The sequence below is a fragment of the Corynebacterium sp. genome, from assembly GCF_022712275.1.
Lineage (GTDB): Bacteria > Actinomycetota > Actinomycetes > Mycobacteriales > Mycobacteriaceae > Corynebacterium.
In genome coordinates this window covers 1-24,781 of the sequence record NZ_JALAGU010000020.1, presented here as the reverse complement: position 1 = coordinate 24,781, position 24,781 = coordinate 1, and the positions used below count along the sequence as shown (strand labels likewise).

22 protein-coding genes and 2 pseudogenes are annotated in these 24,781 nt (G+C 65.4%); 13 read left to right on the top strand and 11 right to left on the bottom strand.

Annotated elements, in window-relative coordinates:
• The 6 genes from Q0A27_RS03875 to Q0A27_RS03850 all read right to left on the bottom strand — a co-directional run.
• Positions 1–1,013, bottom strand: a 1,013-nt coding sequence (locus tag Q0A27_RS03875; protein WP_291473757.1) for an acetyl-CoA C-acyltransferase, incomplete at its 3' end; no start/stop codon positions are given.
• Positions 1,010–1,657: a CoA transferase subunit B gene (locus Q0A27_RS03870; protein ID WP_291473756.1), complete on the bottom strand. Its 648-nt coding sequence runs from the start codon at positions 1,655–1,657 to the stop codon at positions 1,010–1,012. The genes Q0A27_RS03875 and Q0A27_RS03870, both read right to left, overlap by 4 nt.
• Positions 1,657–2,454, bottom strand: a complete 798-nt coding sequence (locus Q0A27_RS03865; protein WP_291473755.1) for a CoA transferase subunit A — start codon at positions 2,452–2,454, stop codon at positions 1,657–1,659. The genes Q0A27_RS03870 and Q0A27_RS03865 overlap by 1 nt, the downstream gene beginning before the upstream one ends.
• Positions 2,451–2,789: a hypothetical protein gene (locus Q0A27_RS03860; protein WP_291473754.1), complete on the bottom strand. Its 339-nt coding sequence runs from the start codon at positions 2,787–2,789 to the stop codon at positions 2,451–2,453. The genes Q0A27_RS03865 and Q0A27_RS03860 overlap by 4 nt, the downstream gene beginning before the upstream one ends.
• Complete coding sequence (locus tag Q0A27_RS03855) at positions 2,789–4,165, bottom strand: acyclic terpene utilization AtuA family protein (protein ID WP_291473753.1); 1,377 nt, start codon at positions 4,163–4,165, stop codon at positions 2,789–2,791. The genes Q0A27_RS03860 and Q0A27_RS03855 overlap by 1 nt, the downstream gene beginning before the upstream one ends.
• Positions 4,166–4,174: 9 nt before the next feature.
• A complete protein-coding gene (locus tag Q0A27_RS03850; RefSeq protein ID WP_291473752.1) occupies positions 4,175–5,632 on the bottom strand; it encodes a CitMHS family transporter in 1,458 nt (485 codons plus the stop codon).
• Between the two features lie 71 nt (positions 5,633–5,703).
• On the opposite strand from Q0A27_RS03850, the gene Q0A27_RS03845 reads away from it, so the two are divergent.
• Positions 5,704–6,675, top strand: coding sequence for a LysR family transcriptional regulator (locus Q0A27_RS03845; RefSeq protein WP_291473751.1), 972 nt, complete (start codon positions 5,704–5,706; stop codon positions 6,673–6,675).
• A 432-nt stretch (positions 6,676–7,107) separates the two neighbouring features.
• Here the strand turns inward: Q0A27_RS03845 and Q0A27_RS03840 are convergent, their stop codons facing one another.
• Both Q0A27_RS03840 and Q0A27_RS03835 read right to left on the bottom strand, forming a co-directional pair.
• Positions 7,108–7,626 carry a nucleoside deaminase gene (locus Q0A27_RS03840; RefSeq protein ID WP_291473750.1) on the bottom strand — a complete coding sequence of 173 codons (519 nt, stop codon included), beginning with the start codon at positions 7,624–7,626 and terminating at the stop codon, positions 7,108–7,110.
• The gene (locus tag Q0A27_RS03835) at positions 7,619–8,953 is read right to left on the bottom strand and encodes a nucleobase:cation symporter-2 family protein (RefSeq protein ID WP_291473749.1); all 1,335 of its coding nucleotides are present in this window, start codon (positions 8,951–8,953) and stop codon (positions 7,619–7,621) included. Before Q0A27_RS03835 ends, Q0A27_RS03840 begins: the two co-directional genes overlap by 8 nt.
• Before the next feature lie 131 nt (positions 8,954–9,084).
• Between Q0A27_RS03835 and Q0A27_RS03830 the strand changes: the two genes are divergently transcribed.
• Positions 9,085–10,002 (top strand): LysR family transcriptional regulator, encoded by a 918-nt coding sequence (locus tag Q0A27_RS03830; RefSeq protein ID WP_291473748.1) that lies wholly within the window; start codon positions 9,085–9,087, stop codon positions 10,000–10,002.
• Between the two features lie 41 nt (positions 10,003–10,043).
• Here the strand turns inward: Q0A27_RS03830 and Q0A27_RS03825 are convergent, their stop codons facing one another.
• Both Q0A27_RS03825 and Q0A27_RS03820 read right to left on the bottom strand, forming a co-directional pair.
• Positions 10,044–11,318 carry an aminopeptidase P family protein gene (locus tag Q0A27_RS03825; RefSeq protein ID WP_291473747.1) on the bottom strand — a complete coding sequence of 425 codons (1,275 nt, stop codon included), beginning with the start codon at positions 11,316–11,318 and terminating at the stop codon, positions 10,044–10,046.
• Between the two features lie 35 nt (positions 11,319–11,353).
• Positions 11,354–12,748 carry an MFS transporter gene (locus Q0A27_RS03820; RefSeq protein ID WP_291473746.1) on the bottom strand — a complete coding sequence of 465 codons (1,395 nt, stop codon included), beginning with the start codon at positions 12,746–12,748 and terminating at the stop codon, positions 11,354–11,356.
• A 466-nt stretch (positions 12,749–13,214) separates the two neighbouring features.
• Between Q0A27_RS03820 and Q0A27_RS03815 the strand changes: the two genes are divergently transcribed.
• From Q0A27_RS03815 to Q0A27_RS15005, 3 genes and pseudogenes are all read left to right on the top strand, one after another.
• Positions 13,215–14,258, top strand: a complete 1,044-nt coding sequence (locus Q0A27_RS03815) for a restriction endonuclease (RefSeq protein WP_291473745.1) — start codon at positions 13,215–13,217, stop codon at positions 14,256–14,258.
• A 364-nt stretch (positions 14,259–14,622) separates the two neighbouring features.
• Positions 14,623–15,645, top strand: a pseudogene (locus Q0A27_RS03810) (transposase).
• Positions 15,646–15,671: 26 nt separating this feature from the next.
• Positions 15,672–15,923: pseudogene (locus Q0A27_RS15005) on the top strand (type IIL restriction-modification enzyme MmeI); the annotation flags it as partial.
• Positions 15,924–15,969: 46 nt separating this feature from the next.
• Here Q0A27_RS15005 and lepA read toward each other — a convergent pair.
• The gene (gene lepA / locus Q0A27_RS03805; protein WP_291473744.1) at positions 15,970–17,820 is read right to left on the bottom strand and encodes a translation elongation factor 4; all 1,851 of its coding nucleotides are present in this window, start codon (positions 17,818–17,820) and stop codon (positions 15,970–15,972) included.
• Positions 17,821–18,022: 202 nt separating this feature from the next.
• Between lepA and Q0A27_RS03800 the strand changes: the two genes are divergently transcribed.
• The 8 genes from Q0A27_RS03800 to Q0A27_RS03765 all read left to right on the top strand — a co-directional run.
• Positions 18,023–19,042 carry a DUF3644 domain-containing protein gene (locus Q0A27_RS03800; RefSeq protein ID WP_291473743.1) on the top strand — a complete coding sequence of 340 codons (1,020 nt, stop codon included), beginning with the start codon at positions 18,023–18,025 and terminating at the stop codon, positions 19,040–19,042.
• 260 nt (positions 19,043–19,302) lie between these two features.
• The gene (locus Q0A27_RS03795; RefSeq protein ID WP_291473742.1) at positions 19,303–20,754 is read left to right on the top strand and encodes an ABC transporter permease; all 1,452 of its coding nucleotides are present in this window, start codon (positions 19,303–19,305) and stop codon (positions 20,752–20,754) included.
• 60 nt (positions 20,755–20,814) lie between these two features.
• The gene (locus tag Q0A27_RS03790; RefSeq protein WP_234946342.1) at positions 20,815–21,369 is read left to right on the top strand and encodes a type II toxin-antitoxin system PemK/MazF family toxin; all 555 of its coding nucleotides are present in this window, start codon (positions 20,815–20,817) and stop codon (positions 21,367–21,369) included.
• Positions 21,370–21,414: 45 nt separating this feature from the next.
• Complete coding sequence (locus Q0A27_RS03785) at positions 21,415–22,041, top strand: alpha-ketoglutarate-dependent dioxygenase AlkB (RefSeq protein ID WP_291473741.1); 627 nt, start codon at positions 21,415–21,417, stop codon at positions 22,039–22,041.
• Positions 22,038–22,646, top strand: coding sequence for a DNA-3-methyladenine glycosylase I (locus Q0A27_RS03780; RefSeq protein ID WP_041629886.1), 609 nt, complete (start codon positions 22,038–22,040; stop codon positions 22,644–22,646). The genes Q0A27_RS03785 and Q0A27_RS03780 overlap by 4 nt, the downstream gene beginning before the upstream one ends.
• Before the next feature lie 37 nt (positions 22,647–22,683).
• Positions 22,684–23,751 (top strand): hypothetical protein, encoded by a 1,068-nt coding sequence (locus Q0A27_RS03775; protein ID WP_291473740.1) that lies wholly within the window; start codon positions 22,684–22,686, stop codon positions 23,749–23,751.
• Between the two features lie 199 nt (positions 23,752–23,950).
• Positions 23,951–24,220, top strand: coding sequence for a 30S ribosomal protein S20 (gene rpsT / locus Q0A27_RS03770; protein ID WP_141329934.1), 270 nt, complete (start codon positions 23,951–23,953; stop codon positions 24,218–24,220).
• A 380-nt stretch (positions 24,221–24,600) separates the two neighbouring features.
• On the top strand, positions 24,601–24,781 hold a 181-nt coding region (locus Q0A27_RS03765), incomplete at its 3' end, for a hypothetical protein (RefSeq protein ID WP_291473739.1).

The following is a 24,781-nucleotide window of genomic DNA, read 5'->3' as shown; positions in this document are numbered from 1 at the left end:
TAATCCAGATCCCGCAGCGACTGCACCACCACCGCACCGAAAGCCTCATTGATCTCCAGGAAATCCAGATCAGACACCTCCCACCCCGCCTTGCCCAACGCCGCGGCCACCGCCTGCGCCGGCTGGGAATGCAGGAACGTGTCCGGACCCGCAGTCTGACCGTAAGCACCCAACGCAGCAAGCACCTCAAGACCGTTGACCTCGGCATAGGCCCGGGTGGTCAGCACCACCGCCGCAGCACCGTCGGAGATCTGCGACGCCGACGCCGCAGTGATCGTCCCCTCAGCCGCAAACGCCGGACGCAGACCCGCCAACGACTCCTCCGTCGTCCCCGGACGCACCCCCTCGTCAGTGTCGACGATGACCGTGCCCTTACGGGTCCTCACCTCCACCGGGGCGATCTCCTCGGCGAAAGTCCCCTCAGCAATCGCAGCCTCGGCCCGCTGATGCGACAGCGCGGCAACCCGGTCCTGCTCGGCCCGGGTGATACCCCGGGTACTGTTACCCTCCTCAGTCTCCACCCCCATCGCCGTACCGTGCACCGCATCAGTCAACCCGTCACGCTCCAGAGAATCCTGCAGCACCAGGGAACCGAACTTCGCCCCCGCCCGCACACCGGCAGCCAGATGCGGCGCATTGGTCATCGACTCCTGACCACCGGCGACCACCACCTCCGCATCCCCCAGACGCAGCAGACGCGACGCGGAGATCACCGCATCCAGACCCGACAGACAGACCTTGTTCACCGTCTCAGCCGGGGTGGAGACCGGCACACCGGCAGCCACCGCCGCCTGCTTGGCCGGGTTCTGACCGGCGCCGGCCTGCACAACCTGGCCCATGACCACATGACCGACAGTCTCAGCGGCGACACCGGCGCGCTCAAGCGCGGTACTGATGGCGATCGCACCGAGGTCCACCGCCGTCTTCGAGGCCAGGACCCCGAGCATCCTGCCCTGGGCGGTGCGCGCGGCACCGACGATGACGATGTCCTCGGGGGTGGGGGTGGGCTTCATGACCGGACTCCGTCCGCGACCGCGAACGCTGTCCCGGTCTTCGCCCGGACATCACTGAGCTCCACTCCAGGAGCGAGCTCGGTGAGCACCAGCCCTTCACCGGTCACGTCGAAGCAGGCCAGGTCGGTGATGATCCGGTCGACCACTCCGACACCGGTCAGCGGCAACGAGCACCGGGACAGGATCTTCGGCGAGCCGTCACGGGCCACGTGGTTCATCAGCACGATGACACGGTCTGCTCCGTGCACCAGATCCATGGCACCGCCCATGCCCTTGACCATCTTGCCGGGCACCATCCAGTTCGCGAGGTCACCGGTCTCGGAGACCTCCATGCCGCCGAGGACGGCGACATCCAGGTGAGACCCACGGATCATCCCGAAGCTGAGGGAGGAATCGAAAAAGGACGCACCGGGGTTCACCGTCACCGTCTCCTTGCCGGCATTGATGAGGTCGGGGTCCAGCTGATCCTCGGTGGGGTACGGGCCGGTGCCGAGAATGCCGTTCTCACTGTGGAGGACGACGTGCACGCCGTCCGGCAGGTGCCCGGGGATCAGGGTCGGCAGCCCGATCCCCAGGTTCACGTACTGTCCGTCCCGCAGCTCCAGGGCCGCCCGGGCCGCCATCTGGTCTTTCGTCCAGCTCATCACTGTGCCTCCCTGTCTTCCCTGTGGTTCATACCGTCCCTGTGTTCCCGGACAGTGCGCTTCTCGATCCGCTTGGCCTGTGGTCCGGTCTCCACGATCCTCTGCACGAAGATCCCCGGCAGGTGTACCTGCGCCGGATCGATCTCACCGGATCCCACCAGTCGTTCGACCTCGGCGATCGTGACTGTCCCTGCCATCGCACACAGCGGATTGAAGTTCATCGCCGACTTGTTGAAAACCAGGTTTCCCTCTGTGTCTCCGACTTCCGCGTGGACCAGTGCCACGTCGGCGGGCAGTGCCTCCTCCAGGACGTAGTGACGTCCACCGAACTCGCGGGTCTCCTTGGGCGGAGACGCCACCTCGACGGAACCGTCCGCACGGTAGCGCCACGGAAGTCCACCTTCGGCGATCGGTGTGCCGACGCCGGCCGGGGTGTAGAACGCGGGGACGCCCACACCGGCCGCCCGGAGCTTCTCAGCGAGCGTGCCCTGCGGGGTCAGTTCGACCTCAAGTTCACCGGCGAGGTACTGCCGCGCGAATTCCCTGTTCTCACCGACGTAGGACGCGACGACCCGACGGATCTGGTGTCCGGCGAGCAACAGGCCCAGACCCCAGTCGTCCACGCCGCAGTTGTTGGAGTAGACCTCCAGATCCCGGACACCGGAATCGACCAGTGCGGCGATGAGCCGGTCCGGGATGCCGTTGAGGCCGAAGCCTCCGACGGCCAGCCGGGCACCGTCGGTCACGTCCGCTACCGCGGCCGCTGCGCTCGGGATGACTTTTCCTGTGGTACTCAAGACAGTTCTCCGTTCTCGTCGTCACTCACCGTGCCGTCCAGCGGCAGGGTGAGCATGTGGTAGCTGAGGGTCTTCCCGTGCCCGTCGAGGACGGGGGAACCGGTCACTCCCCCGCCGAGCAGACCGCGCAGTTCCACCACGAAAGCCTCGGCGGCGGGGACCTCGCGCAGGGTCACGGTTTCCGTCGCGCACCGGAAGTGCTCGGAAATGGAGACTGTCGTCAGCTCCCCGCGCAGGTACTCGAAGTCAGCCGACGAGCGTGGGAGGACAGCCACGATGAGGGTGTCCCCCTTGTCCCCGGTCCGCGCGTCCGCGTAGTCATCCAGGATTGTCATTACAGTGCTCCGTCCGTGTCGTTGTTCAAGGTCATGGAACTGATGGTCGTCACGGTCGGCGTGACGAGGTCCCGGGGCAGCAGGGTCGAACGGATCGCCAGCATTTCACTGCGTCCCTTGCGCGCGCCACCGCCGGCAGCCGGACCAGCGCAGTAGAGGGCCTCCATCTCCCAGCCGATGGCCTCGGCCTGGGTCTCGGTCGGCACCCGGCCGGCCACCCGGAGACGGACCTCCGGTGGGTCGGCAGGCATGGGCGTCATGTCCCGGAATGCGGCACCAGCACCGATGAACTCCACGCTGAGCGCGGACGGATCCACACCGTGGACGCGAGCCAGGCGGTCAGAGACGATCGACCACGCCAATTCTGCGCGCTGCCGGGCACGTGGACCGGCATAGGTGATCTGTCCCTCCCCCAGCCAACCGCCGCGGAATCCGAGGGTGACCTTCAGGGTGCCGGTCCGGGGATGTCCGGTGGCGCCGGACACGCGGACAGCGTCCGGCCCCACGGTCTCCAACCGGATACCGGAGAAGTCCGCGACCACGTCCGGGGTGAGGTAGGCCGACGGGTCAGCAACCTCGTACAGCAGCTGTTCACGCACGGTCTGCCGGGTGAGCGTTCCGCCGGTGTCCGCGAGCTTGCCGAGGACCGCGGTGCCGTCCTCACCGATGTCGGCGAAGGGGTACCCGAGGTCCGCCATCCCGTCCACCGGCTTGGTCACGGGATCGGCGAAGTACCCCCCGGTGACCTGACCGGCGCACTCCAGCAGATGCCCGATGAGGGTTCCCGCGCCCAGCCGGTCCCAGTCGTCCAGGGCCCACCCGAATTCGTGCACCATCGGGGTGAGGAAGAGAGAGGGATCGGCGAGGCGTCCGGTGACGATGACGTCCGCGCCCTCGGCGAAGGCGGGGAGCGCCTGCTCCACCCCCAGGTAGGCGTGGGCGGACACGAGTCCGTCGTTGTCCGCCGACAGCGGGCGTCCGGTCTCCCAGATCTGCGGGTCGGTACCGGTGACCTGGGTGAGGACGCCGTCTCCGGTGAGCACGGCGACCGTCACCTCCCGGTCGGGGACGACCTCGGCGGCGATCCGGGCGATGAGGCGGCCTGCGGCCTCCGGGTTCGCGGCGCCGGAGTTGGTAACGACCGTCGTGCCCTGTGCCGCGGTGTACGGCAGGACGGCCCGCATCCGTGTCTCCAGGAGCGGGTCGTAGCCGGTGGTGGCGTCCTTCAGTCGCCGGAGCTGGCCGGCGGCGACAGTACGTTCGCCAAGGCACTCGAAGACGAGGTAGTCGAGGCGGGCGTCCTTCGCCAGTTTTACGGCGGGGTCGAGGCGGTCACCTGCGAAACCCGCGCCGGAACCGATACGGATTGTTCTCATGATTACTCCTTAGACGGTGAGCGCGCCTGTGACCAGCGCGGCGACAGTCATGACAATGGTGGTTCCCCAGGCCCAGAGGAAGGTGAACTTCTGGTGCTTGCCCAGTTCGACCTTCGCCATGCCGATGAGGATGAAGGTGGAGGCGGTCAGCGGGCTCAGTGGGAAGCCGGTGGTCATCTGCCCTGCGATCGCGCCACGGGCCACCATGGCAGGATCCACACCCATGGCAGAGGCGGTCTCGGAGAAGACAGGGAGGACACCGAAGTAGAAGGCGTCCGGCGTGAAGACGAGGCTCAGCGGCATCGACACCACCGAAACGATGACAGGGAGGAAACTGCCCATGCTGTCCGGGATGACGTCCGCGAGAGTCTTGGCCATCTCCTGGATCATTCCGGTCTTGCCCAGAATGCCGGTGAACACGCCCGCGGCGAACACCATGGAGGTGACAAGGACAACGTTCGCTCCGTGGTCCTTGAACAGCTGCTGCTGATCCGACCACTGTGGGAGGTTCACACACAGGGCGATGACGAAGGCAACGATGAAGCAGACTTCCATCGGGACGCTGTGGGTCAGTAGCACGACGATCAGCGCGACCGTGAGCACCAGGTTGAACACCATGCGCCAGAGGGGGACGTGCTCGTCGCGGGAGGCGTGGGATGTGTCGGTGTGGTCGGTGTGGTCGCCCTCGGCCACCGCCCCGTTCCCCGCCGCCTCCACAGCGTCCGATGACAGGATGCCGTCCACGCTGAGTGTCCCGAGCCGTCGCCGTTCCATCCGCCCCAGGATGTAGCTTGCGACGAGCACCCACACCCCGCCCGCGATCATGGGGATGATCATCGGGGTGAAAACTTCTGAGGAGGGCAGATTGAGGGCCGCCATCGCGCGCAGGGTGGGACCGCCCCACGGGAGCATGTTCATCAGACCCGCGCCGAGGGCGACGATGGCGGTCAGGGTGATCGGACGCATGCCGATCCTCTGGTAGATCGGGAGGAAAGCGGACAGGGTGATGAGGAATGTCGCGGCCCCGTCACCGTCGAGGTGGACACACATCGTCACGACGGCTGTACCCATCGCGATCTTCACCGGATCGCCCTTCGCCCAGCGGATAATGACTCTGATCAACGGATCAAACAGGCCGGACTCCATCATCAGGCTGAAGTAGAGAACGGCGAAGGTCATCATCACGGCGACAGGGGCGACCTGAAGCAGACCGTCACCGATATTGTCGCCGAGGTCTCCGCCCTTGCCGGCGATGACAGCGAAGACGATGGGGACAAGGACCAGGCCGACGAGGACCGACGTCCGCGTGAACAGCGTGAGTGCGAGGAACACCCCTACTGTGAGAAAGCCGAACAACGCAAGCATCGCGGTGGCTCTCCTCTCATGGATACTGCGGCAGCCGCGATGCACCGTGATGTGGCGCCCGTGACGTACCGCGTGGACATCGTCGAGTATGAGCCAGGCCACTTAGTTGTGTCCAACAACAATATCGCATAGATTAATGCTCCATGCGCATGAAAGACATCACCGTGGAACACATGCGAACCGTCATCTGTATCGCTGACCAGGGAGGATTCACTGCAGCAGCCGATGTTCTCGGGCAGTCCCAGTCCTCCTTGAGCAGAGTCGTCGCGATGGTGGAGAAGTCCGCTGGCGCGCGACTCTTCGACAGGACCACCCGGAGTGTCACCCTGACAGAGCTCGGGGCAGAGTTCGTCCACACCGCACGTCACATCGTGGAGACCTACGACCGGTCCATCAGCCATTTCGTCAGCTATCTCAGCGGCCCCAACGGAAAACTGAGAATCGCAACCTTGCCGTCCCTCGCAGCCACACTGCTGCCACCGTTCATCCACCGGTTCCACCACGCGTTCCCCCACGCCACCGTTGACCTCCTGGACCTCAAGGCCGCGGACATCATCGACCTCTGCCGGGCTGGCACGGTGGATCTCGCAGTGACCGCCGAGGACGCCGAACTGTTCCACACTCTCCCGGACAGCTTCCGGTTCGCGCCCGTCGCGAGCGAAGGCTTCGCCTGCATTCTCCCCTCCGAGCATGAGCTTGCCCGGCAGGAGACGGTGGCGTGGACCGATCTCGCGGGGCAGTCCTTCATCTCCTTCACCGGAACAAGTTCCGTGCGGCGGATCACGGACCGGGTGCTCAGCGCCGCAGGCATCGTGCCTGCGCAGACGGTCTCCGCCGGGACGATCTCCGCGGTCGCCGGCCTGTGCGCGGCAGGGCTCGGAATCTCGGCTGTGCCCGGGTTCGTGATCCCCATGACCCGGGTGGCGGGGGTCACCATCCGACCACTGGCACCCCTGGCGGGGGCGGGCCCGGTGACCCGGCGGGTCGGCATCCTGCAGGACGCCTCCCGGCCGCGCACCCCCGCAGTCGACGAGTTCGTGTCGTTGCTCAGGACCTTTGACGGGGACGCCGGCAGCCTTCCCGAATTCACGAGGTGGGGTGCGGGAGCGACATCACGGACACGCGGCGCTGCGCCTTCGATGTAGGCATCTGCGGCTTCCGGGTGTTCCGGTCCCCGCCAGAACGCGAGTTCCCTTCCGTCCCGATGACGCACCGATGACGCACCGATGACAATGGGTGAGGGCCGGATAATTCTGCGGGCATGCCCACCTCCGGAACTGTCCACCGCCGAGGCTGGCGTGGCACCGGTAACATCCCCTCACCGAAAGGGCCCCATGTCCGAGTCAACCCCCGAGATCTGCGTCAACCTGTGGGCCTATGCCGACCCTGGCCTTCACCGACAATTCCATCGCGAGGTGGTCGGCCGTCCCCGACAACCATGTCGCGGGGCTCCCTGACGGGACCCGCATCCCGGGAGTCATCCGGCTCAGTGATGTCCGGCCAGCCATGCCAGGAGTGCAGTAACTCGCGCACTCACGACGTCCACTGCTCTTCGCCCCCCGCGGCTGACCAGGCGTCTACCCCTCCGTCGGTTGCCAGAATCCGAGGTGCGGCGCCGCGGCCTCGTCCTCCAACGCCGGACCGTGGATCTCGATGACGCGCTGCCCCCGCGCCGCGACCTCGCGGCAGGGCAGATCGAAGGTCGGGTTCTCGGGGTCATCACCGGTCAGAGTCGCCAGCTTCTTCTCCGACAGTGCGTAGACGATCCGGCCGATGCCGGTCCAGTACACCGCACCGGTGCACATCACGCACGGCTCGGCACTGGTGTAGAGCGTCGCTCCGGCGAGTTCCTCCAGCGTCCGCTTCGTCGCAGCCTCAGCGGCCGCTGTGAGCTCGGCATGCTGGGTGGGATCGCCCTCCGGGGGCATCGAGTTGTTGCCCTTCGCCGAGAGGACGACGCCGTCGGCGTCCACCACGAGGGCGGCGAACGGGTGGCGGCCCCGCTGCTTCGAGTCCGCGGACAGTGCGATGGCCCGGCGCAGGAATTCCAGGTCAGTCTCGGTGATCCCGGTGTTGTCGGTGGTGTTGTCAGTCATTGTCCGTGCTCTTTCGGTTGAGGATGAGATTGAGGACCACCGCGCAGATCGCGCAGAGGAAGATGCCGCTGTCCAGCACCAGACGGGCAGTGCCGGAAAAGTGTCCGAAGAGTTCCGGGGACGCCATCGGCAGCACCCCCACGCTCAGGGACACCGCCACGATCAGCGCGTTGTTCGTCCCCTCGTACTTCACCCGGGCGAGTTCCTGGATACCGGCGGCGGTGGTCATGCCGAACATGATGATCGCACTACCGCCCAGCACGGACGGCGGGATCGCGGCGATGACCGCCCCGAGTTTCGGTACCAACCCCATGAGCACCATGATGACGCCGGCGACAGTGACCACGAAACGACTGCGGACCTTCGTCATGGCGATCAGGCCGGTGTTCTGGCTGAAGGCGTTGAGCGGGAATCCGTTGAAAAACCCGCTGACGACCGCGGCGAATCCCTCACCACGGAAGGTGTCGGAGAGCCGACGCCGGGTGATCGGGGCCTTGATCATCCGGCCGATGGCGAGGCTGTTGCCGGTCGTCTCGGCCATGATGACGATGAGGGCGAGCGTCATCACGAGAATCGGCGACAGGCTGAACTGCGGACTGCCGAAGTGCAGCGGGGCGGAGATGCCGATCCAGTCCGCGTCCGCGACACCGGAGAAGTCGGTCAGTCCCATGGCGAGAGCGACCATGGTGCCGACGACCATGCCGATGAGCACCGAGAGACTGGCCAGCAGGCCGGTGAACACGACATAGCCGATAACCGTGACCAGGACAGTCACCGTGCCGAGGATGAGGTACTTCGTGGCACCGAAGTCGTCTGCATCCTCACCGCCACCGAACCAACCGGCGGCGGTCGGCATAAGGGAAATGCCGACGATGGTGATGAGGCAGCCGATGACGACCCGCGGGAAGAACCGCAGCAGGCGGGAGAAGAACGGTGCGAGAATCATGCCGAGTACACCGGCGGCGATGACGGACCCGAAGATGTAGCGGATCCCGTAGTCCTCGCCGATGAGCAGCATCGGTGCCAGGGCGATGAAGGACGCCCCCTGGATCAGCGGGAGCCGGGATCCGAACCGCCAGATGCCGATGGTCTGCAGGACGGTGGCGAGACCGCCGATGATGAGGTTGCAGTTGATCAGGATGACGACCTCGGAGTTGTCGAGGCCGAGGGCGGAGCCGAGGATGAGCGGGACGGCGACGAGGCCGGCGTAGATGACGAGGACATGCTGGAGCCCGAGACTGAGCATGGACCGCCACGGGAGGACCTCTTCGACCTCCGGCGGGTTCAGCCTGTCGGGGCGGGTGGACGGTGGAGTTGTGGAGGACATGGACGCTGAGAGTATGGCGATCCGGACGATACGCACAGTGAGTGTCCATCGTTCATTCCGATACATCGCCGTGCAGCTCCCCTCCCCTGTTTCGCGCTGCGGAGTGCGGCCAGAGGACGTACAGTGCTGCTGTGCGACTCACTCTGGAACAGGTCGAGGCCTTCGTCCTCGCCGCCCGGCACGGTTCCTTCTCCGGGGCCGCCCGGGCGATGGGACGCAGCCAGTCCACAGTGAGCACGTCCATCGCGAACCTCGAAATCGCGCTGGACACGGATCTCTTCGACCGGTCCTCCCGCTTCCCCGTGCTCACCGCGGAGGGCGAGACGCTGCTCCAGGAAGCGAAGGCCCTCTATGACCGAGGTCTCGCCTTCGAGCGGCACGGAGATTCCCTGTCACAGGGCCAGCCGACGAACATCACCCTGGCGGTGGGGATCCCCCACCGGCAGCTCTCCCCTGTGCTCACCCGGTTCGCCGACAGGTTCCCTTTCGTCGACCTGACCATCCGCAATCCGGCGAACGGTGATGTGCGTTCGAGCGTCCTGAATGACGAGGCACTGCTCGGAATCGCCTTCGCCCTGCCGGACTACCCGGAGGATCTGGCGTTCCGTCAGCTCGGCCGGCTGTTCATGACTCATGTGGTGCACCGTGACCATCCGCTGGCGACTCTCCGGAACCCGAGCTTCGACGACATCCGTGACGTCCGGCATCTCGCCTACGCCTCGTACTCGCGGGCCCTGCCGACCAGCGAATACCTGCAGTCCACGCAGACCTGGCACTCCGACAGTTACCAGGCGCTCATCGAGCTGGTGAAATCCGGCGTGGGATGGGCGACGGTGCCCCGCCAGCTGATCCTCGAGGAGATCAGCACCGGGGAGCTGGTGGAACTGCAGCTGGGCGCCTACCCGTTCACGGACTGGGAGGTGAACGTGGACCTCATATGGCGGCGAGGGCGCCGGTTCCCCCCGGTCGAGGAATGGCTACGCCTCCAGCTGTGCCGCCATCGCATCCACGAGGTCGGACGCGACGGGCAGGACACGACGCGGTTGTGAGACCGGGGCGGGCTGGGCCGAGTCGGCCCGGCCGGATACCGCTATCCCCCGATGACATTCGCCTCCGGGCCGACCGGGAAACCTGTGATGTTGGTGGCGCCCTCCTCACCGACGACGAGGATGTCATGCTCACGGTAGCCACCGGCACCGGGCATGCCCTCCGGGACGGTGAGCATCGGCTCGATGGAGACCACCATGCCCGGTTCCAGGACGGTGTCGATGTCCTCCCGGATCTCCAGTCCGGCCTCGCGTCCGTAGTAGTGGGACAGCACGCCGAAAGAGTGGCCGTAGCCGAAGGTGCGGTAGCCCAGCATCCCGGCATCGGCGTAGATACCGTTGAGCTCGGCGGCGATCTCTGAGCACACCGCGCCCGGCTGGATAAGCTCCAGGCCACGTCGGTAGACCTCGGTGTTGACCTCCCAGTAGCGCAGGGTGTCGGCGTCCGGCGTGCCGTAGTACATGGTGCGTTCCAGGGCGGTGTAGTACCCGGAGATCATCGGGAAGCAGTTCAGCGACAGGATGTCGCCGGGCTGCACCATACGGGTGGTCGGCCAGTTGTGGGCACCGTCGGTGTTGATGCCGGACTGGAACCACACCCAGGTGTCTCGGATCTCGGAGTCCGGGTAGCGTTCCGCGATCTCGGTGACCATGGCGTCCGTGCCGATCTGGGCGAGCTCGAACTCACGCTTCGGGCCGTCCTCCAGGGCCTTGCGGATGGCCTCGCCGCCGATGTCCGCGACCTGGGCGCCGTCGGTGATGACGGCGATCTCCTCGGCGGACTTGATCATCCGCAGGCGCATCACGGCATCCGAGACGTCGACGAATTCGACGGTTCCGGCGTCCGCCCCGAATTCAGCACTGATGCGGCGGTACAGCTGCACGGACATGCCGTCGAGCTCGATACCGACCCGGCGGGCGTCGACCCGGTCAGTGACGGCCTTGCGCAGGGCGTACTGGTAGTTCTCCTTGTTCCAGTCGGTGAAGACGAGGTTGTCACCGTAGCCCCGACGCCACGGCATCCCGGCGTCGATGCCTGCGGAGACGGTGCAGGTGGAGTCGGCGGTGACGACCATGCCGTAGAAACGGCCGAAGTGGGTGTAGAGGAAGTCGGACCAGTACTTGATGGACTGGGGGCTGGTGAGGACGACGGCATCGAGGCCGGCGGCGGCCATGTGTGCACGGAGGCCGGTGAGGCGTCGTTCCATCTCGGCGTCGCTGAAGGTCAGCGCAACCTTCTCACCGTTGTAGCAGAGTCGGGTCCGCTCATCGCGGAAGTCGTCGACGGTGACGGACGGGGTGGGGAGTACTGCGGTCATGGTGGTGTTCCTTTCGGTACGGGAATTCGGGAATGTCAGGAGAGCGGGGCGCGGTGGGTTTCCGCGGCCTTGAGAACGGCGAGGAAAGTGACGAGGGCGGCGGCCATGAGGTAGAACGCGGGAGCAACCGTCATTCCGGTCCAGCCGATGAGCAGGGTGGCGAGCATCGGGGCGGTGCCGCCGAAGACAGCGTTGGCGGTGTTGAAGGTCACGGCGAAGCCGGTGAGGCGCACTCCGGTGCTGAACTGTTCGGAGAGGAAGGCCGGCAGGACGCCGTCATTGAGGGCGAGCACCATGCCCATCGCGATCTGGATGAGGATGACGAGGACCAGTCCGGCGCCGTCGAGCAGCAGGAATGCGGGGACAGCGGCGACGATGAAGGCGAAGGACGCGGTGAGCATGATCTTCCGGCGGCCCATCCGGTCGGACATCCAGCCGGTGAGCAGGACGGAGAAGATGTAGGCGAACAGGGCGACGGAGGCCGCGATGAAGGCGTCAGTGTCATCCTGTCCGAGTTCCTCGGAGAGGTAGGTCGGCATGTAGCTGAGGATGACGTAGAAGCCGATGGCGTTGAGCACTGCGGCGCTGAAGGCGATGAGCAGGGCGCGGGGCTCGCGGAAGACCTCCAGCAGCGGTCGGTGCTTCGCTCCGGGGCCGGCCTCCGCGTTTGCCGTGGCTGCTTTTTCGACAGCCTCGGTGAAGGCGGAGGATTCGTCGAGGTGGCGGCGGATCACCAGGCCGACGAGTCCGAGCGGGGCGGCGATGAGGAAGGGAATGCGCCAGCCCCAGGACTCCATGGTCGCATCATCGAGAATGCCGGTGAGCAGCGCGGCCATCAGCGAGCCGAGCAGCAGGCCGGAGGCGGTGGACGCCGGAACGACTGCGGCGACGAGTCCGCGTTTCCGGATTGGCGCGAGTTCGGTGAGCAGCGTGGACGCGCCGGCGTACTCACCGGCTGCGGAGAATCCCTGGATCAGCCGGAAGGTGAGCAGCAGGAACGGGGCGGCCACCCCGATGGTGGCGTGGCCGGGCAGCAGGGCGATGCAGGTGGTGGCGCCGGACATCAGCAGGATCGACCAGGACAGTGCGGTCTTACGGCCGTAGCGGTCACCGATGTGGCCCCAGACGACGGCACCGACTGGGCGGATCAGGAAGCTCAGGGCGAAGAGGCCGAAGGTCTTCACCAGGGCGGTACGTCCTTCGTCTTCGGGGAAGAAGACGGTGGCGATGGTGGCCGAGAGGTAGCCGTAGAGGGCGTAGTCGAACCACTCGACGAAGTTGCCGAGGAAGCTTGAGGTGATCGCTTTGCGTAGCGGATGGGTACCGGTCGTCGCGGTGGCGGCGGGGTCGGCCGGGGCGGATGGTTCAGAGAGTGTTCCTGTGGAACTGTCGCGGGGAAGGGTCAGGGCGGTGGCCGGGGATTGAGTCATCTCAACCTCCTCCTTTCACGAGGCGGAACCCGTGCGGGTTCCGTTGAGGCACCGTGATGCCGGTGTGGCATGCGGTGTGTGACGCAGAGTGCGTGGGGTGACTCGTGAGCGGTGCGGAGGACCTGTTGGTTCACGGTTCCCGGGGAGTCTTCACCGGGAGGTGTGGGTCAGTCCGTCACCTACAGGCCGGTCGGACCGTCGGAGCCGGTGCGTCCGACGATGCCGGTACCGCCGCGACCCGTGGTGTTCGGAAGCTGGTGCATGATGCGGTGGAGAGACAAGGTCACCAACTCCTTTCGGGTGAGTTCGGATGGGCCGGGTGCGGGGGTCGTCTGTGACCCGTGCCCATGAAGCTACGGAGCGGTGGTTTCCGGTTTGTTTCCCCGTGGGTACCACGGGGTAACTGTTCTCAGGTACTCGGTACCATCGCCCTGGAACCCATCCGGCGACCACGAACGGCGATCACATGGCGGAACAGATCTGGGGTATCCACAACGACACCCTGACCGACGAACTCGTTGACCGGGGATTCGTCAGCATCGGATGGGACGGGCTGGGAGATCTCACCCAGATCCGGCGCGGACGCGAGGGGCTGAAGAAAGCCCTCACCGCGCTGGAGCCGAACGCCAAGGTGCAGAGCATCGCCGGCCGGGCGGGCGTTCTCTTCCGCTTCGCCCACGAGATCCGGGTCGGCGACATCGTGGTCGCCCCGTACAAGCCCGACAGCACCATCAACATCGGCATCGTCGAAAGCGACTACTACTTCGACGCGGACGCTCCCACACACCGGCACCGACGCCGTGTGCAGTGGGTGAAGACGGGACTCCCCAGGGCTGTCTTCTCCCAGTCCGCCCTCTACGAGCTGGGATCCGCACTGACCCTGTTCAAGGTCAACCGACATGTCTCTGAAGTGATGACCGCCATGCGCCTGAAAACCAATGACGCAGACGCTATCGCCGATGCGGTCGACACCCTGCCTCGGGAGCCCTCCGTCGACGCGAGCATCGACGATCCGGATCCGGAGCAGCTCCGGGCATCCCAGATCGAACGGCACACCCGGGATTTCGTACTGGACGTACTCTCCAGTCGCATAATGCCGCAGCAGTTCGAGGAGCTGTGTGCCGTCCTGCTCCGGGCCATCGGATACGAGGCCCGGGTGATGCAGTACTCCCAGGACGGCGGCATTGACGTCATCGCGCACAAGGACCCGTTGGGAATCGAACCGCCACTGATCAAGGCACAGTGCAAACAGCGCTTCTCCACCGTCGGCTCCCCCGAGGTCAACCAGCTTGTCGGCACACAGGGACCAGGGGAACTGTGTCTGTTCTTCACTCTGGGTGGGTACAGCAAGGACGCCCAGGCCATCGAGAGACAGCGCACCGGTATCCGGCTACTGACCGGGGAAGCCATCGTCTCCCTGGTCATCGACCATTACGATCAGCTTCCCGAGTACTGGCGCCGCATCATCCCATTGACCCCGGTTCTCGTCGTCTCCGACGGGGCGGAGTGAGGCCCGGGCCTCCTGTCCTCCGGCGACGGAGCGGTACTTCAACCTGGTGATGACGAGATCAGCCCGGCCCACGCCAGTTGTCTTCTACAGCACCGCCCCATCGGTGGGAGCGGAACCAGCCGCAGTCAGCGAGCAAAGCGTCCCGAGATTTGACCCGACGAACGTCCCCTCCCCGATCGCCATGATCACATTACCGGCCTCTCGCAGAGCGTTATCCGGCTCTTCCGAATACGGAGTGTGTAGCGGTAGTGAAGCCCTTGGAGCGGGCCACCACAACATGTAGGGGCTGGGCCGGGACCGTAGAAGGACCCTGCAGTGACAGGATGGAGGTGTCTTAAGGATCCATCCAGCCGCTCCAGGATCCATGTCTGACCCTACCGTCACTTCCCACTCCTGCCCTGAACCTCGTCGCCGACACGGTCTGCCGCACCGTCGAGTTGGGCCTGTCGATCGACAGCGCCGCCGACGCCGGCAACATCACCCACCTCTACTGTCATCCGGTGACCGTCGACCTAAGCTGCCCATACTGCGGGCACGCCTGCCGGGTTCGCGACCATATCGAACGCAGGCTCACGGACCTGCCCATCGCCGGGCACCCCAGCCTGCTGCACGTCCGTGTACCCCGGTTGATCTGCGTCAATGACGACTGCGAGGTCACCATCTTCCGGGCCTCGATCCCACAGGCCGCCGACGTCTTCGGCGACTGGCTAGATGCCCGCGGGGGCGACGTTCCGCCACAGGATCCGGGTCGTGACCATGGACGGGTTCACAGGCTACGCGAAAGCCGTGGCCCAGCATCTGGCCCAGGCCAGGCAGGTCATGGACCCATTTCACGTCGTCCACCTGGCCGTCGACAAGCTCACCGCATGCAGGCAACGGGTCCAGAACGAGACGATGGGGCATAGCGGACGGTCCGGGGCCCCGTTGTACGGCATCAGACGGATACTGTTGGCCAGGAAGTCGCTGGTCACGCCGAACAACGCGGTGAAGCTCGATGACATGCTCACCAATGATGTGCACCTGCCGGTGCAGGTGACGTGGCACTTCTACCAGGAGATCATCGTCGCGTATAAACAGGACCGTCCCCGGGGACGGGAAGCTGCGGGTGTTCAAGGTGATCGAGGCGCTGCATGTGAAGATCCCCGACGATCTGCGGGAACTGCGGGTGCTGGGCCAGACGCTGTGGCGACGACGAGCTGACATCCTCGCCTACTTCGACACCGGTGCGTCCAACGGGCCGGTGGAGAACTTCAACGGTAAGCTGGAGCACCTGCGGGGTATCGCGTTGGGGTTCTTCGAACAAGGCCAACTACATCTTGCGGTCACTGATCTACTCGGGAGACTCCGCGGGGTAATCAACGCACTCCGAAACCGGAAGAGCCACTGAAGAGCGATTACCGGTATTCGGGCGGCGTGGTCTACAACAACTTCATCTGGTCAGATCTGTCTCAACCGGACGGCGAATCCAAGCGGTCCACTGTCGAGGCCGCCGACCAAGCTGTTCTTGATGCTCGTGCTCAGTACTCGGACTCTACGATCGCGGAGATGTACGACCCTGACAACGATTTGCTCTTCCCCGACCTGCCCTCCGCCCACCGGTCTATCGACGCGGCAGTGGAATCAGCCTACGGAGTTAATCTCGACGGCGACGAGCAGAGGATCGTCGAGCATCTCTGCACACTGCCGCTGCCACCAGAAAACAAGGCCAGAATCAACCCTCATCCGTACTCAAAGCGGCAACAAAAGCCTCCTGCGGCACGGAGACCGACCCGATGGACTTCATGCGCTTCTTGCCTTCCTTCTGCTTCTCCAGCAGTTTCTTCTTGCGGGAGATGTCGCCACCATAGCACTTGCTGAGAACATCCTTACGAAGAGCGCGGATATTGGTACGCGAGATGATCTTCGAGCCGATGGCAGCCTGCACCGGCACCTCGAACTGCTGACGGGGGATCAGCTCCTTGAGCTTCTTCGTCATCTTGTTGCCGTAGTGCAGGGCGTTCTCCCGGTGCACGATCGCCGCGAAGGCGTCCACCGGCTCCCCCTGCAGCAGGATATCCACCTTCACCAGATCGGCCAGCTGCTCGCCGTTCTCCTCGTAGTTCAGCGACGCATAGCCCTTCGTCTTCGACTTCAGCATGTCGAAGAAGTCGAAGATGATCTCACCCATCGGCATGTAGTAGCGCAGCTCCACACGGTCCGTCGACAAGAAGTCCATGTTCTTCATCTGGCCACGCTTCTCCTGGCACAGCGTCATCACCCCACCCAGGAACTCCTCCGGCACGATGATGGTCATGTCCACCATCGGCTCGTAGACCTCCTTGATCTTCCCCTCCGGCCAGTCCGACGGGTTCTGCACGAACAGCTCCTCGCCGTTCTCCGCGACCACCTTGTAGACCACGCTCGGCGCGGTAGAGATCAGGTCCAGGTCGAACTCCCGCTCCAGGCGGGTACGCGTGATCTCCATGTGCAGCAGCCCCAGGAAGCCACACCGGAAACCGAAGCCCAGCGCAGTGGACGTCTCCGGTTCGAAGGTCAGCGAGGCGTCATTCAACTGCAGCTTCTCGATCGCCTCACGCAGGTCCGGGTACTGGTCGGCCGAGACCGGGAACAGGCCCGAGTAGACCATCGGCGTCGGCTCCGAGTAGCCCTTCAGCGGTTCCTCGGCCCCCTTGTTCGCCCACGTCACCGTGTCGCCCACCTTCGACAGGCGCACATCCTTCACACCCGTGATGATGTAGCCCACCTCCCCCACGCCGAGGCCCTTGGTCTTCGTCGGCTGCGGGGAGACCACTCCGATCTCCAGGGCCTCATGCGTCGAGCCCGAGGACATCATCGTGATCTTCTGGCGCGGCTCCAGGGTGCCGTCGACCATACGGATGTAGGTCACCACGCCCCGGAAGATGTCGTAGACCGAGTCGAAGATCAGCGCACGGGCCGGCGCGTCCCCATCCCCGGTCGGAGACGGCACCAGCTCACAGACCTTGTCCAGCATCTCCGGGATGCCCTCACCGGTCTTCGCCGAGATGCGCAGAACCTCCTCCGGCTCACAGCCGATGATGTTCGCGATCTCCAGGGAGTACTTCTCCGGATCCGCCGCCGGCAGGTCGATCTTGTTGAGGACCGGGATGATCTCCAGGTCTTTCTCCATCGCCAGGTAGAGGTTCGCCAGGGTCTGCGCCTCGATGCCCTGCGCGGCGTCCACCAGAAGGATCGCACCCTCACACGCCTCCAGGGCGCGCGAGACCTCGTAGGTGAAGTCCACGTGGCCGGGGGTGTCGATGAGGTGCATCACCAGCTCCTCGCCCTTGTTCGCCCCGGAGCGCGGGATCCACGGCAGGCGCACGTTCTGCGCCTTGATGGTGATGCCGCGTTCGCGCTCGATGTCCATGTTGTCCAGGTACTGGTCGCGCATGTCACGGTCGTCGATGACGCCGGACAGCTGCAGAATCCGGTCCGCCAGGGTGGACTTGCCGTGGTCGATGTGGGCGATGATGCAGAAGTTACGGATACGGCTCGGCTCCGTGAACGTGTCGAGGGCGTAGTTCTGCTGCTTCGGCGCCATGGGGTCCTCCTGGTGATGCGCTGCCCTGACCCGGGGTGCCGGGCAGGTGGATATCGGGTCGAGCCTACCAAGTGGCGTCCCTCCTACTGTCCGGATGGGGTTGCTGGCGAGCTGACCTCCTTCGCTCCACCAACAGGGCGGGCCCAGCACATCCGTGCGAGTCTCCGGCAGTTGCTTCCTCCGTCCCCGCTATTATTTTCCTGTGACTACAGCACAGGAACCCGCACCGTCGACTGCAGATCGACTCCTCTCCAAGAGTAGGGAGTCTTTCGTCCTCGCTGTCGAGCTCTACAACCGTCCGACCCTGGGAAACCATGCGGAAGCCTGCGTCATCTTCCTCTGCAACGCCTGGGAACTCATGCTCAAGGCGCATCTCGTCAAGATGGGCGGGAACCGCGCCATCTACTACCCCGGCGATTCGGGACGTACCCTCGCGCTGGAAGACTGCCTGCGCAAAGTGTTCACCAACGACAAGGATCCCCTCCGCCGCAACATGGACGAGATCATTCGCTTCCGGAACACTGCGACCCACTTTGTCGTCGATGAGTACGACATGATCTACGGTCCACTGCTCCAAGCCTGCGTCTCCAACTTCGCCGACAAGCTCGAGGAACTGCACGCCGAGTCCGTAGCGGATTTGATTCCCGAGAACCATCTCGCACTGGTCGTCAACCGGACCTTATTCGAGCCGGAACAGGTCCGCACCAAATATGAACCTGAAGTGGCAGAACGATTACTGACTCTCTGGGAAGAGACCCGCAACAACGCCGGCAATGACGGCAACATGCGGTACGCCTTCACCTACGACACCAACCTTCGACTGGTGAACAAGGCGAAGGAGGCAGACCTGTCGGTCTTCGTCGACAAGGAGGCGGGTACCGGTATCGCCATCGTCAAGGATCTCAAGGATCCGAAGACCAAGTACCCCTTCCGGATGAACCAGGCCGTAGCGGAAGTCAATCGGAGGCTCAGGAAGAAGCAGGCACAGGTGATGCTCAACGGAGAGGTGAAGCCCGAGTTCAACCGTGCGCACTGGGGATACTTCGTCAAGGTTTTCGACTTCAAGAATGATCCACGGTTCGGCTACGACTCCCATACCGAGACCGACGGTAACCCCTGGTACAGCTACTCCGGCCAGGCTGTGGACCTCGTGGTGTCGCAGCTCCTCAAAGATCCGGAGAAGGGTCTGGACATCATCAAGCACCAGGCCACCGGCAAGTAGAAAGCTCCGACCCCAGGAGCAAAGGATGCTCAGGCCCTTAAGGCCCTACTCCCATTCGGGAACCCAGCTGTAATCCACTCAAGTCGAAGCTATAGCCCCGAGGGTAGCAGGTAGCACACCAGGGCGCACCTACCACGCTGACAGCTACTGAGTCAGGCGCATGACGGGGACGATCAGCCCCCTGTCCCGACCGGTGCGTCCCTGCATCTGATCCCCGCTTGTACGGACATCCCCCTGCGGCCAGTTAAGATAATCCCGTTATGGATACAACTGAACACTCTGAACACAGCGAGGCGTCCTCCGCCGACCAGCACACCGACCAGCACACCGACCAGCACACCGACCACCTCGTCTACGCGATGCCGCCGAAGAAGTCGGCCTACCGACGCTGGTACGGCGCACAGCACCCCAATGTCCAGATGGTGCTCTCCCAGCTGTGGATGCCCGTGTTCATGCTCATCATGTTCATCCTCTGCTACGTCGCCCCCTTCCAGCACGCCGCCCCGCGCGACGCCCCCATCGGCGTCGTCGGCACCGTCGAGGAGACCCGGACCCTCCAGGCCGCCGCCGACCGGGGCGAGCCCGGCGCGATCGCGTTCGAGAACCTCCCCGACTACACCACCGCCACCCGGCAGGTCAGCGACGGCGAGCTCGCCGCCGCCTATGACGTGGACTCCCACACGCTCATCACCGCCTCCGCCCTTCAGGCCCAGGCAGCGAACATCATCCCGAAGATCGTCACACCGGTACTGCCCGCCCTCGGACAGGACGAGACCCCGGCTGTCGACGACCTCGCTCCCCTGCCCGCGCACGACATCGGCATGACCCCCATGTACCTCATGATCGCCTGGTGCATCTCCGGCTACCTCGCCGCCATGTTCGTCGGACTCATGGGTGGTCCACTGGGCCGGCGCGTCCGCTTCTTCATCATCGCCTGCACCGCGGTCCTGCTGAGCTTCCTCTCCGCCCTGCTCGTCGACCCGATCCTCGGTGCGATCACCGGTCACTTCTGGGCACTGTGGGGACTCGGCTTCGTCTGGGCTTTCGCCATCGGCGCGGCCGTCAACGGCGTCTCCTACTTCGTCGGACGCTTCGTCGCCGTGCCCGCGATGCTCATGTGCATCTTCCTGTCGATGCCGGCCTCCGGTGGCGCACTGCCGATCTGGATGATGCCCCGGTTCTTCGAATGGATCTCCCGCGGCGTCGTCGGCAACGGCATCACCGAGATGCTCAAGGAACTCGTCTACGGCGTCGGCCCCGGCTACACCCACGGCTGGATCCTGATCGCCTGCTACATCGTCGCTGGCGTCCTGCTGTCACTGGTCGGCAAGCCCTTCCGCGAGCGCAGGCTCATCCGCCGCATCCTGCGCGGACGCACCACCATGTTCCAGGACGCCCAGAAGGCCGCCGGACGCCACGGGGCGGTCGAACAGAAGAAGGTCCTCGCCGCCCACGGCCTGGAGATCCGCGAGTCCGACGGAGCTGTCATGCGCATCCCGGCAGAGGCCCACCACCACGGTCTGCGCGAGAAGGTCGACGAGGTCGTCACCCACATCGACGAGGCTGCATCCGAGAAGGCGCAGCACCACGGAGGCGCGGTCGTCTCCGCCGACGGCACGCTGCTCGAGGACACCCCGGTCACCGGTCTCGAGGCCACCCAGGGCGACTTCGAGGACCTGCGGTCACAGACCCGACGAGACAACGACGGGTAGCATTCCGGGCCCGTGGCGACGAAGCGGCAACTGAACCAAGGTAGGGCTACCATGGTGGCCATGACGGAGCCTGCCCGCACCCACAGCAATCCCGTCCGCAGGGCCCGGCATTTCATCGAGCGTCACTTCCACCACCGCGGCCACCTCGACCGCGGCATCGATGAGCTGCACGCCAACCTCGGACTGTCCAATGGCCCGACCGTCGAGCGTGAGGACCGCTCGGTCACCGTCACCGTGCCGACCGGCACCCTGGCCCGCCCGGTGATCTACGCCCCCGACATGGACGGGCAGGTCGATCCCGGCGAGGTCGTCTGGTACGGCGTCGTCCGCGCCCGGGACGCTGCCCCCGAGATGCGCGCCTGCCTCATCATCGGACGCAACGAGCACACCCTGCTCGGCATGCTCATCAGCTCGAACCCGGAACACCGCACCGACGACAACTGGATCCCCATCGGCACCGGACTCTGGGACCCCAAGGGCAACAAGTGCTGGGTCCGCATCGACCGCGTGGTGGAGATCCCCGAGGCCCGGATCCAGCGTCGCGGCGTCTCCATGCCGGAACGACGCTACGACCGCATCGCCGGCGCACTGCGCACCGAGCACGGCTGGTCCTGAGTGGCTGCTGTGCCGTCAGAACCCGACCAGCACGGACTGTTCGACATGCCCGAACCACCCCGCGAACCGGTCGACCTGCCGTCCGGGGCACGGTTCCTGCCTGACTGGCTGACCATGGACCAGCAGCAGTGGATCGTCCGCCAGTACCGGCAGTGGTGCAACGGTCCGGTCCCGCCGCGGCGCCCCCGCTACGGCTCCGGGCAGATGAGCGTGGAGATGCTCTCCCTGGGCTGGCACTGGGCCGGCAACGGGTTCTCCCGGAATGCCGTCGACGTCAACAACGCCCGCATCCTGCCGATGCCGGACTGGGCGGTGAAGGTCGGCCGGATGGTCACCGGCGATCCGACGTACACACCCGACAGCCTGCTGGCGAACCACTACGGCCCGGGCGCGACGATGGGCATGCACCGCGACGCCGACGAGTCCTCCCCCGCCCCGGTCGTCTCGCTGTCGATCGGCGACACCTGCCGCTTCCGCTTCGGCAACGCCGAGACCCGCACGAAGCCGTACACCGATGTCGAGCTGCGTTCCGGAGATGCCTTCGTCTTCGGTGGCCCCGCACGGTGGAACTTCCACGGCGTCCCCAGGGTCTTCGACGGCACCGCGCCGGACGAGTGCGGCATCACCGGCAGGCTGAACATCACCATGCGCGTGACAGGAATGGACTCATGAGCGACTCAGGACTCATCACCGGTGACGACGGGCTGGCGCGTCCGGCATGGGCCGCGTCCGACCCGCTGCTTCGCGACTACTACGACACCGAATGGGGCATGCCGGTCCGCACCGAGCAGGGCATGTTCGAGCGGCTGAGCCTGGAGGCCTTCCAGTCCGGGCTGAGCTGGGCGACGATCCTGCGTAAACGTCCGGCGTTCCGCGCCGCCTTCGCCGACTTCGATCCGGACGCGGTCGCCGCCTTCACCGACGTGGACGTGGAACGTCTCATGGCGGACGCCGGCATCGTGCGCAACCGTCGCAAGGTCCTCGCGACACTGAACAATGCCCGGGCCACGGTGGCCATGCGGGGCAGCGGGAACACAGAAGACCGGGACCTGGCGTCCTTCATCTGGTCCTTCGCGCCGGAACGCACGCCGGAGCCGGAGAGTATCGGGGAGATCCCGACGACCTCGGCGGAGTCCGTGGCACTGGCGAAGGCGCTGAAGAAGCGCGGTTTCGCCTTCGTCGGGCCGACGACGATGTTCGCTCTGATGGAGGCCGTGGGCATCGTCGACACGCATCTGGTCGGCTCGTGGCGCAGGGGTAGCTCGGGGGTGTGGTGATCCGTGGCACACTCGTCAGTGAAAGGAGAGTACTTTCATGACTGAGACCACCAGGACCCTCACCCCTTTCGAGGCGTTCGAGCTGGAGATCTGGGGACTGCGCAACGCCTTCGACCGTAACCGGACGGTGCCGATTCTGCTCGATTTCGCGGTGCGGCAGCGCGAGCACTCCCTGTCCGACGCGGTCGAGGCGACACTGCAGATCTACCGTCGCTACCGCGAGCGCTACCGGAAGGACGCCCCCACCACCTCGAGGACCTCCATGCTCATCCCCGAGATCGAGGCCTACTCCAACGGACTGCGCACCGACGACAAGGACGCACTGGTCACCCTGCCCGGCACCGACGGTGGCGAGGTGAACTACGTGGTCGATACCGACCTCTTCCGCGAGGTCGACGGCAACCGGGAGTACCCGTGGCGCGAGCGCGAGCCGGTCTCCATTCCGGATGCTGCAGCAGCCTGGGCGACGGCGGTCGAGAGGGTCGCGGCTATCGGCATCTCGGTCGACTACTACGGGGCAGGACGCACCGCCGACCGGTCGGGTGCCTTCACCTGCCGCATCAGGGGCGGACAGCCGGGCCTGGCACCGCAGTCCCCGCTGACCCCGGAGAAGGCCTGGTACCAGGTGCGACTGCATGAGGGGCTGACCGACACCGAGCGGCTCGCTGTGCTGGGCGAGATCCTCGGCTACATCTTCCTCGGCTACGCCCCGCAGGTGTGGTCGGGCGGGGCGCCGTGGACGAACAAGGAGTCCCTGGTGCCTGAGGCGCCGGCGACGTCCCACTGGTGGATCGCGCCGGAGTCCCGTGCGAAGTCGTCAGAGACCCCGGGCCCGCTGCTGCGCGCCACCTCCCGGAGCTTCACCGACATGGAGGCCCGGCAGGCGATGCTGGCCGGGGCCGTCGGCGCGGCCCGGGCAGGGCTGATCCCCTATCTCGCCTCCGACGGGGAGCTCGGGTCGCCGGGGCGGGTACTCAAGGACATGCGCTGGGTGCCGGTACTCCAGGCTGCGGTGCAGATCGAGGAGCTGCTGGGTGGGAAGATGCGTCCTCCGGTGGCTGCACCGCCGACGGGCAGGACGTCCCGGGGCTTCGATGAGGCGTGAGTGTGAGGCGTGAATTAGGGCACTGCGCTGCACGCGTGTAGGGTGTATCAGGTTGACCCGCGACCGTGCGTGGCGCATTCACCGCATCCGGCAGGACCTTGGGCCGGATGTCAGAGACCGTGTCTGCGGCTGACCCGCACGGAAGTGGCGAACGATCAGAAGTATCGCCAGATTCACCGTTCAGGAAGAGGTATTCCCCATGGCCAACATCAAGCAGCAGAAGAAGCGCGTCCTCACCAACGAGCTCGCCCGTCAGCGTAACCAGGCTGTCCGTTCCCGCCTGCGCACCGAGACCCGCAAGTTCCACGCCCTGGTCGCCGCCGGCGACGCCGAGGGTGCCGCCGCTCAGCTGCGCGTCGCCTCCCGTCTCTACGACAAGGCCGCCACCAAGCACGTCATCCACAAGAACAACGCCGCCAACAAGAAGTCCGGTCTGGCTGCCGAGCTGAACAAGCTCACCGCCAAGTAGTTCGGCTCTTGTAGGTCCGCCTCTGCGGCGCCGGTTGTCGGTGCCCTGGCTGCCTGTGGTCCCAGTGTCCCTGTGACACTCTCACCGCCCGTCATTCTCCACGGATGACGGGCGGTTTGCTGTGTGTGGGGTCTTTTCGCAGCCGTGCGCCATCCCCTTGTGCCCAGTGCCATCCAGTTGGGACGGTTTCCCCGGAAAATCGACCCAACCCGATGGCGCTGGCCCCAACCCGATGGCCCCGTAACCACCTGTTCACTCCCCCACCACCGGGCTGCCACATCAACGCCACTGCCTCGTGACCCGGCGTCCCTAAGCTCCCGTGAGGTGCGGACAACCACCGCATCGTCCACTCTCCCAACCTCTCAGGGGCTTACTCTCCCATGACATCCTCGTCATCCTCACGCAGGCACCTCACCGCCGCGTCCCTCGCCATCCTCACAGCACTCACCGCATCCGCTGCCTCCACGACAGCCACCGCCGTTGCCGAGGACCTGCCCGGCTCCTCGCCCGCCGGCTCAGCAGACTCGACAGGCTCAGCAGACTCGATCACCGGTTCCCTCC

What these genes read in the sequence shown, in the direction of transcription:
- Q0A27_RS03815 (WP_291473745.1), top strand. Translation starts at nt 13,215, where the DNA reads ATGGCGGAACAGATCTGGGGTATCCACAACGACACCCTGACCGACGAA.
- Q0A27_RS03790 (WP_234946342.1), top strand. Translation starts at nt 20,815, where the DNA reads ATGACGGAGCCTGCCCGCACCCACAGCAATCCCGTCCGCAGGGCCCGG.
- Q0A27_RS03840 (WP_291473750.1), bottom strand. Translation starts at nt 7,626, where the DNA reads ATGACTGACAACACCACCGACAACACCGGGATCACCGAGACTGACCTG.
- Q0A27_RS03870 (WP_291473756.1), bottom strand. Translation starts at nt 1,657, where the DNA reads ATGAGCTGGACGAAAGACCAGATGGCGGCCCGGGCGGCCCTGGAGCTG.
- Q0A27_RS03795 (WP_291473742.1), top strand. Translation starts at nt 19,303, where the DNA reads ATGGATACAACTGAACACTCTGAACACAGCGAGGCGTCCTCCGCCGAC.
- Q0A27_RS03835 (WP_291473749.1), bottom strand. Translation starts at nt 8,953, where the DNA reads ATGTCCTCCACAACTCCACCGTCCACCCGCCCCGACAGGCTGAACCCG.
- Q0A27_RS03780 (WP_041629886.1), top strand. Translation starts at nt 22,038, where the DNA reads ATGAGCGACTCAGGACTCATCACCGGTGACGACGGGCTGGCGCGTCCG.
- Q0A27_RS03845 (WP_291473751.1), top strand. Translation starts at nt 5,704, where the DNA reads ATGCGAACCGTCATCTGTATCGCTGACCAGGGAGGATTCACTGCAGCA.
- lepA (WP_291473744.1), bottom strand. Translation starts at nt 17,820, where the DNA reads ATGGCGCCGAAGCAGCAGAACTACGCCCTCGACACGTTCACGGAGCCG.
- Q0A27_RS03785 (WP_291473741.1), top strand. Translation starts at nt 21,415, where the DNA reads ATGCCCGAACCACCCCGCGAACCGGTCGACCTGCCGTCCGGGGCACGG.
- Q0A27_RS03775 (WP_291473740.1), top strand. Translation starts at nt 22,684, where the DNA reads ATGACTGAGACCACCAGGACCCTCACCCCTTTCGAGGCGTTCGAGCTG.
- Q0A27_RS03855 (WP_291473753.1), bottom strand. Translation starts at nt 4,165, where the DNA reads ATGAGAACAATCCGTATCGGTTCCGGCGCGGGTTTCGCAGGTGACCGC.
- Q0A27_RS03825 (WP_291473747.1), bottom strand. Translation starts at nt 11,318, where the DNA reads ATGACCGCAGTACTCCCCACCCCGTCCGTCACCGTCGACGACTTCCGC.
- rpsT (WP_141329934.1), top strand. Translation starts at nt 23,951, where the DNA reads ATGGCCAACATCAAGCAGCAGAAGAAGCGCGTCCTCACCAACGAGCTC.
- Q0A27_RS03860 (WP_291473754.1), bottom strand. Translation starts at nt 2,789, where the DNA reads ATGACAATCCTGGATGACTACGCGGACGCGCGGACCGGGGACAAGGGG.
- Q0A27_RS03820 (WP_291473746.1), bottom strand. Translation starts at nt 12,748, where the DNA reads ATGACTCAATCCCCGGCCACCGCCCTGACCCTTCCCCGCGACAGTTCC.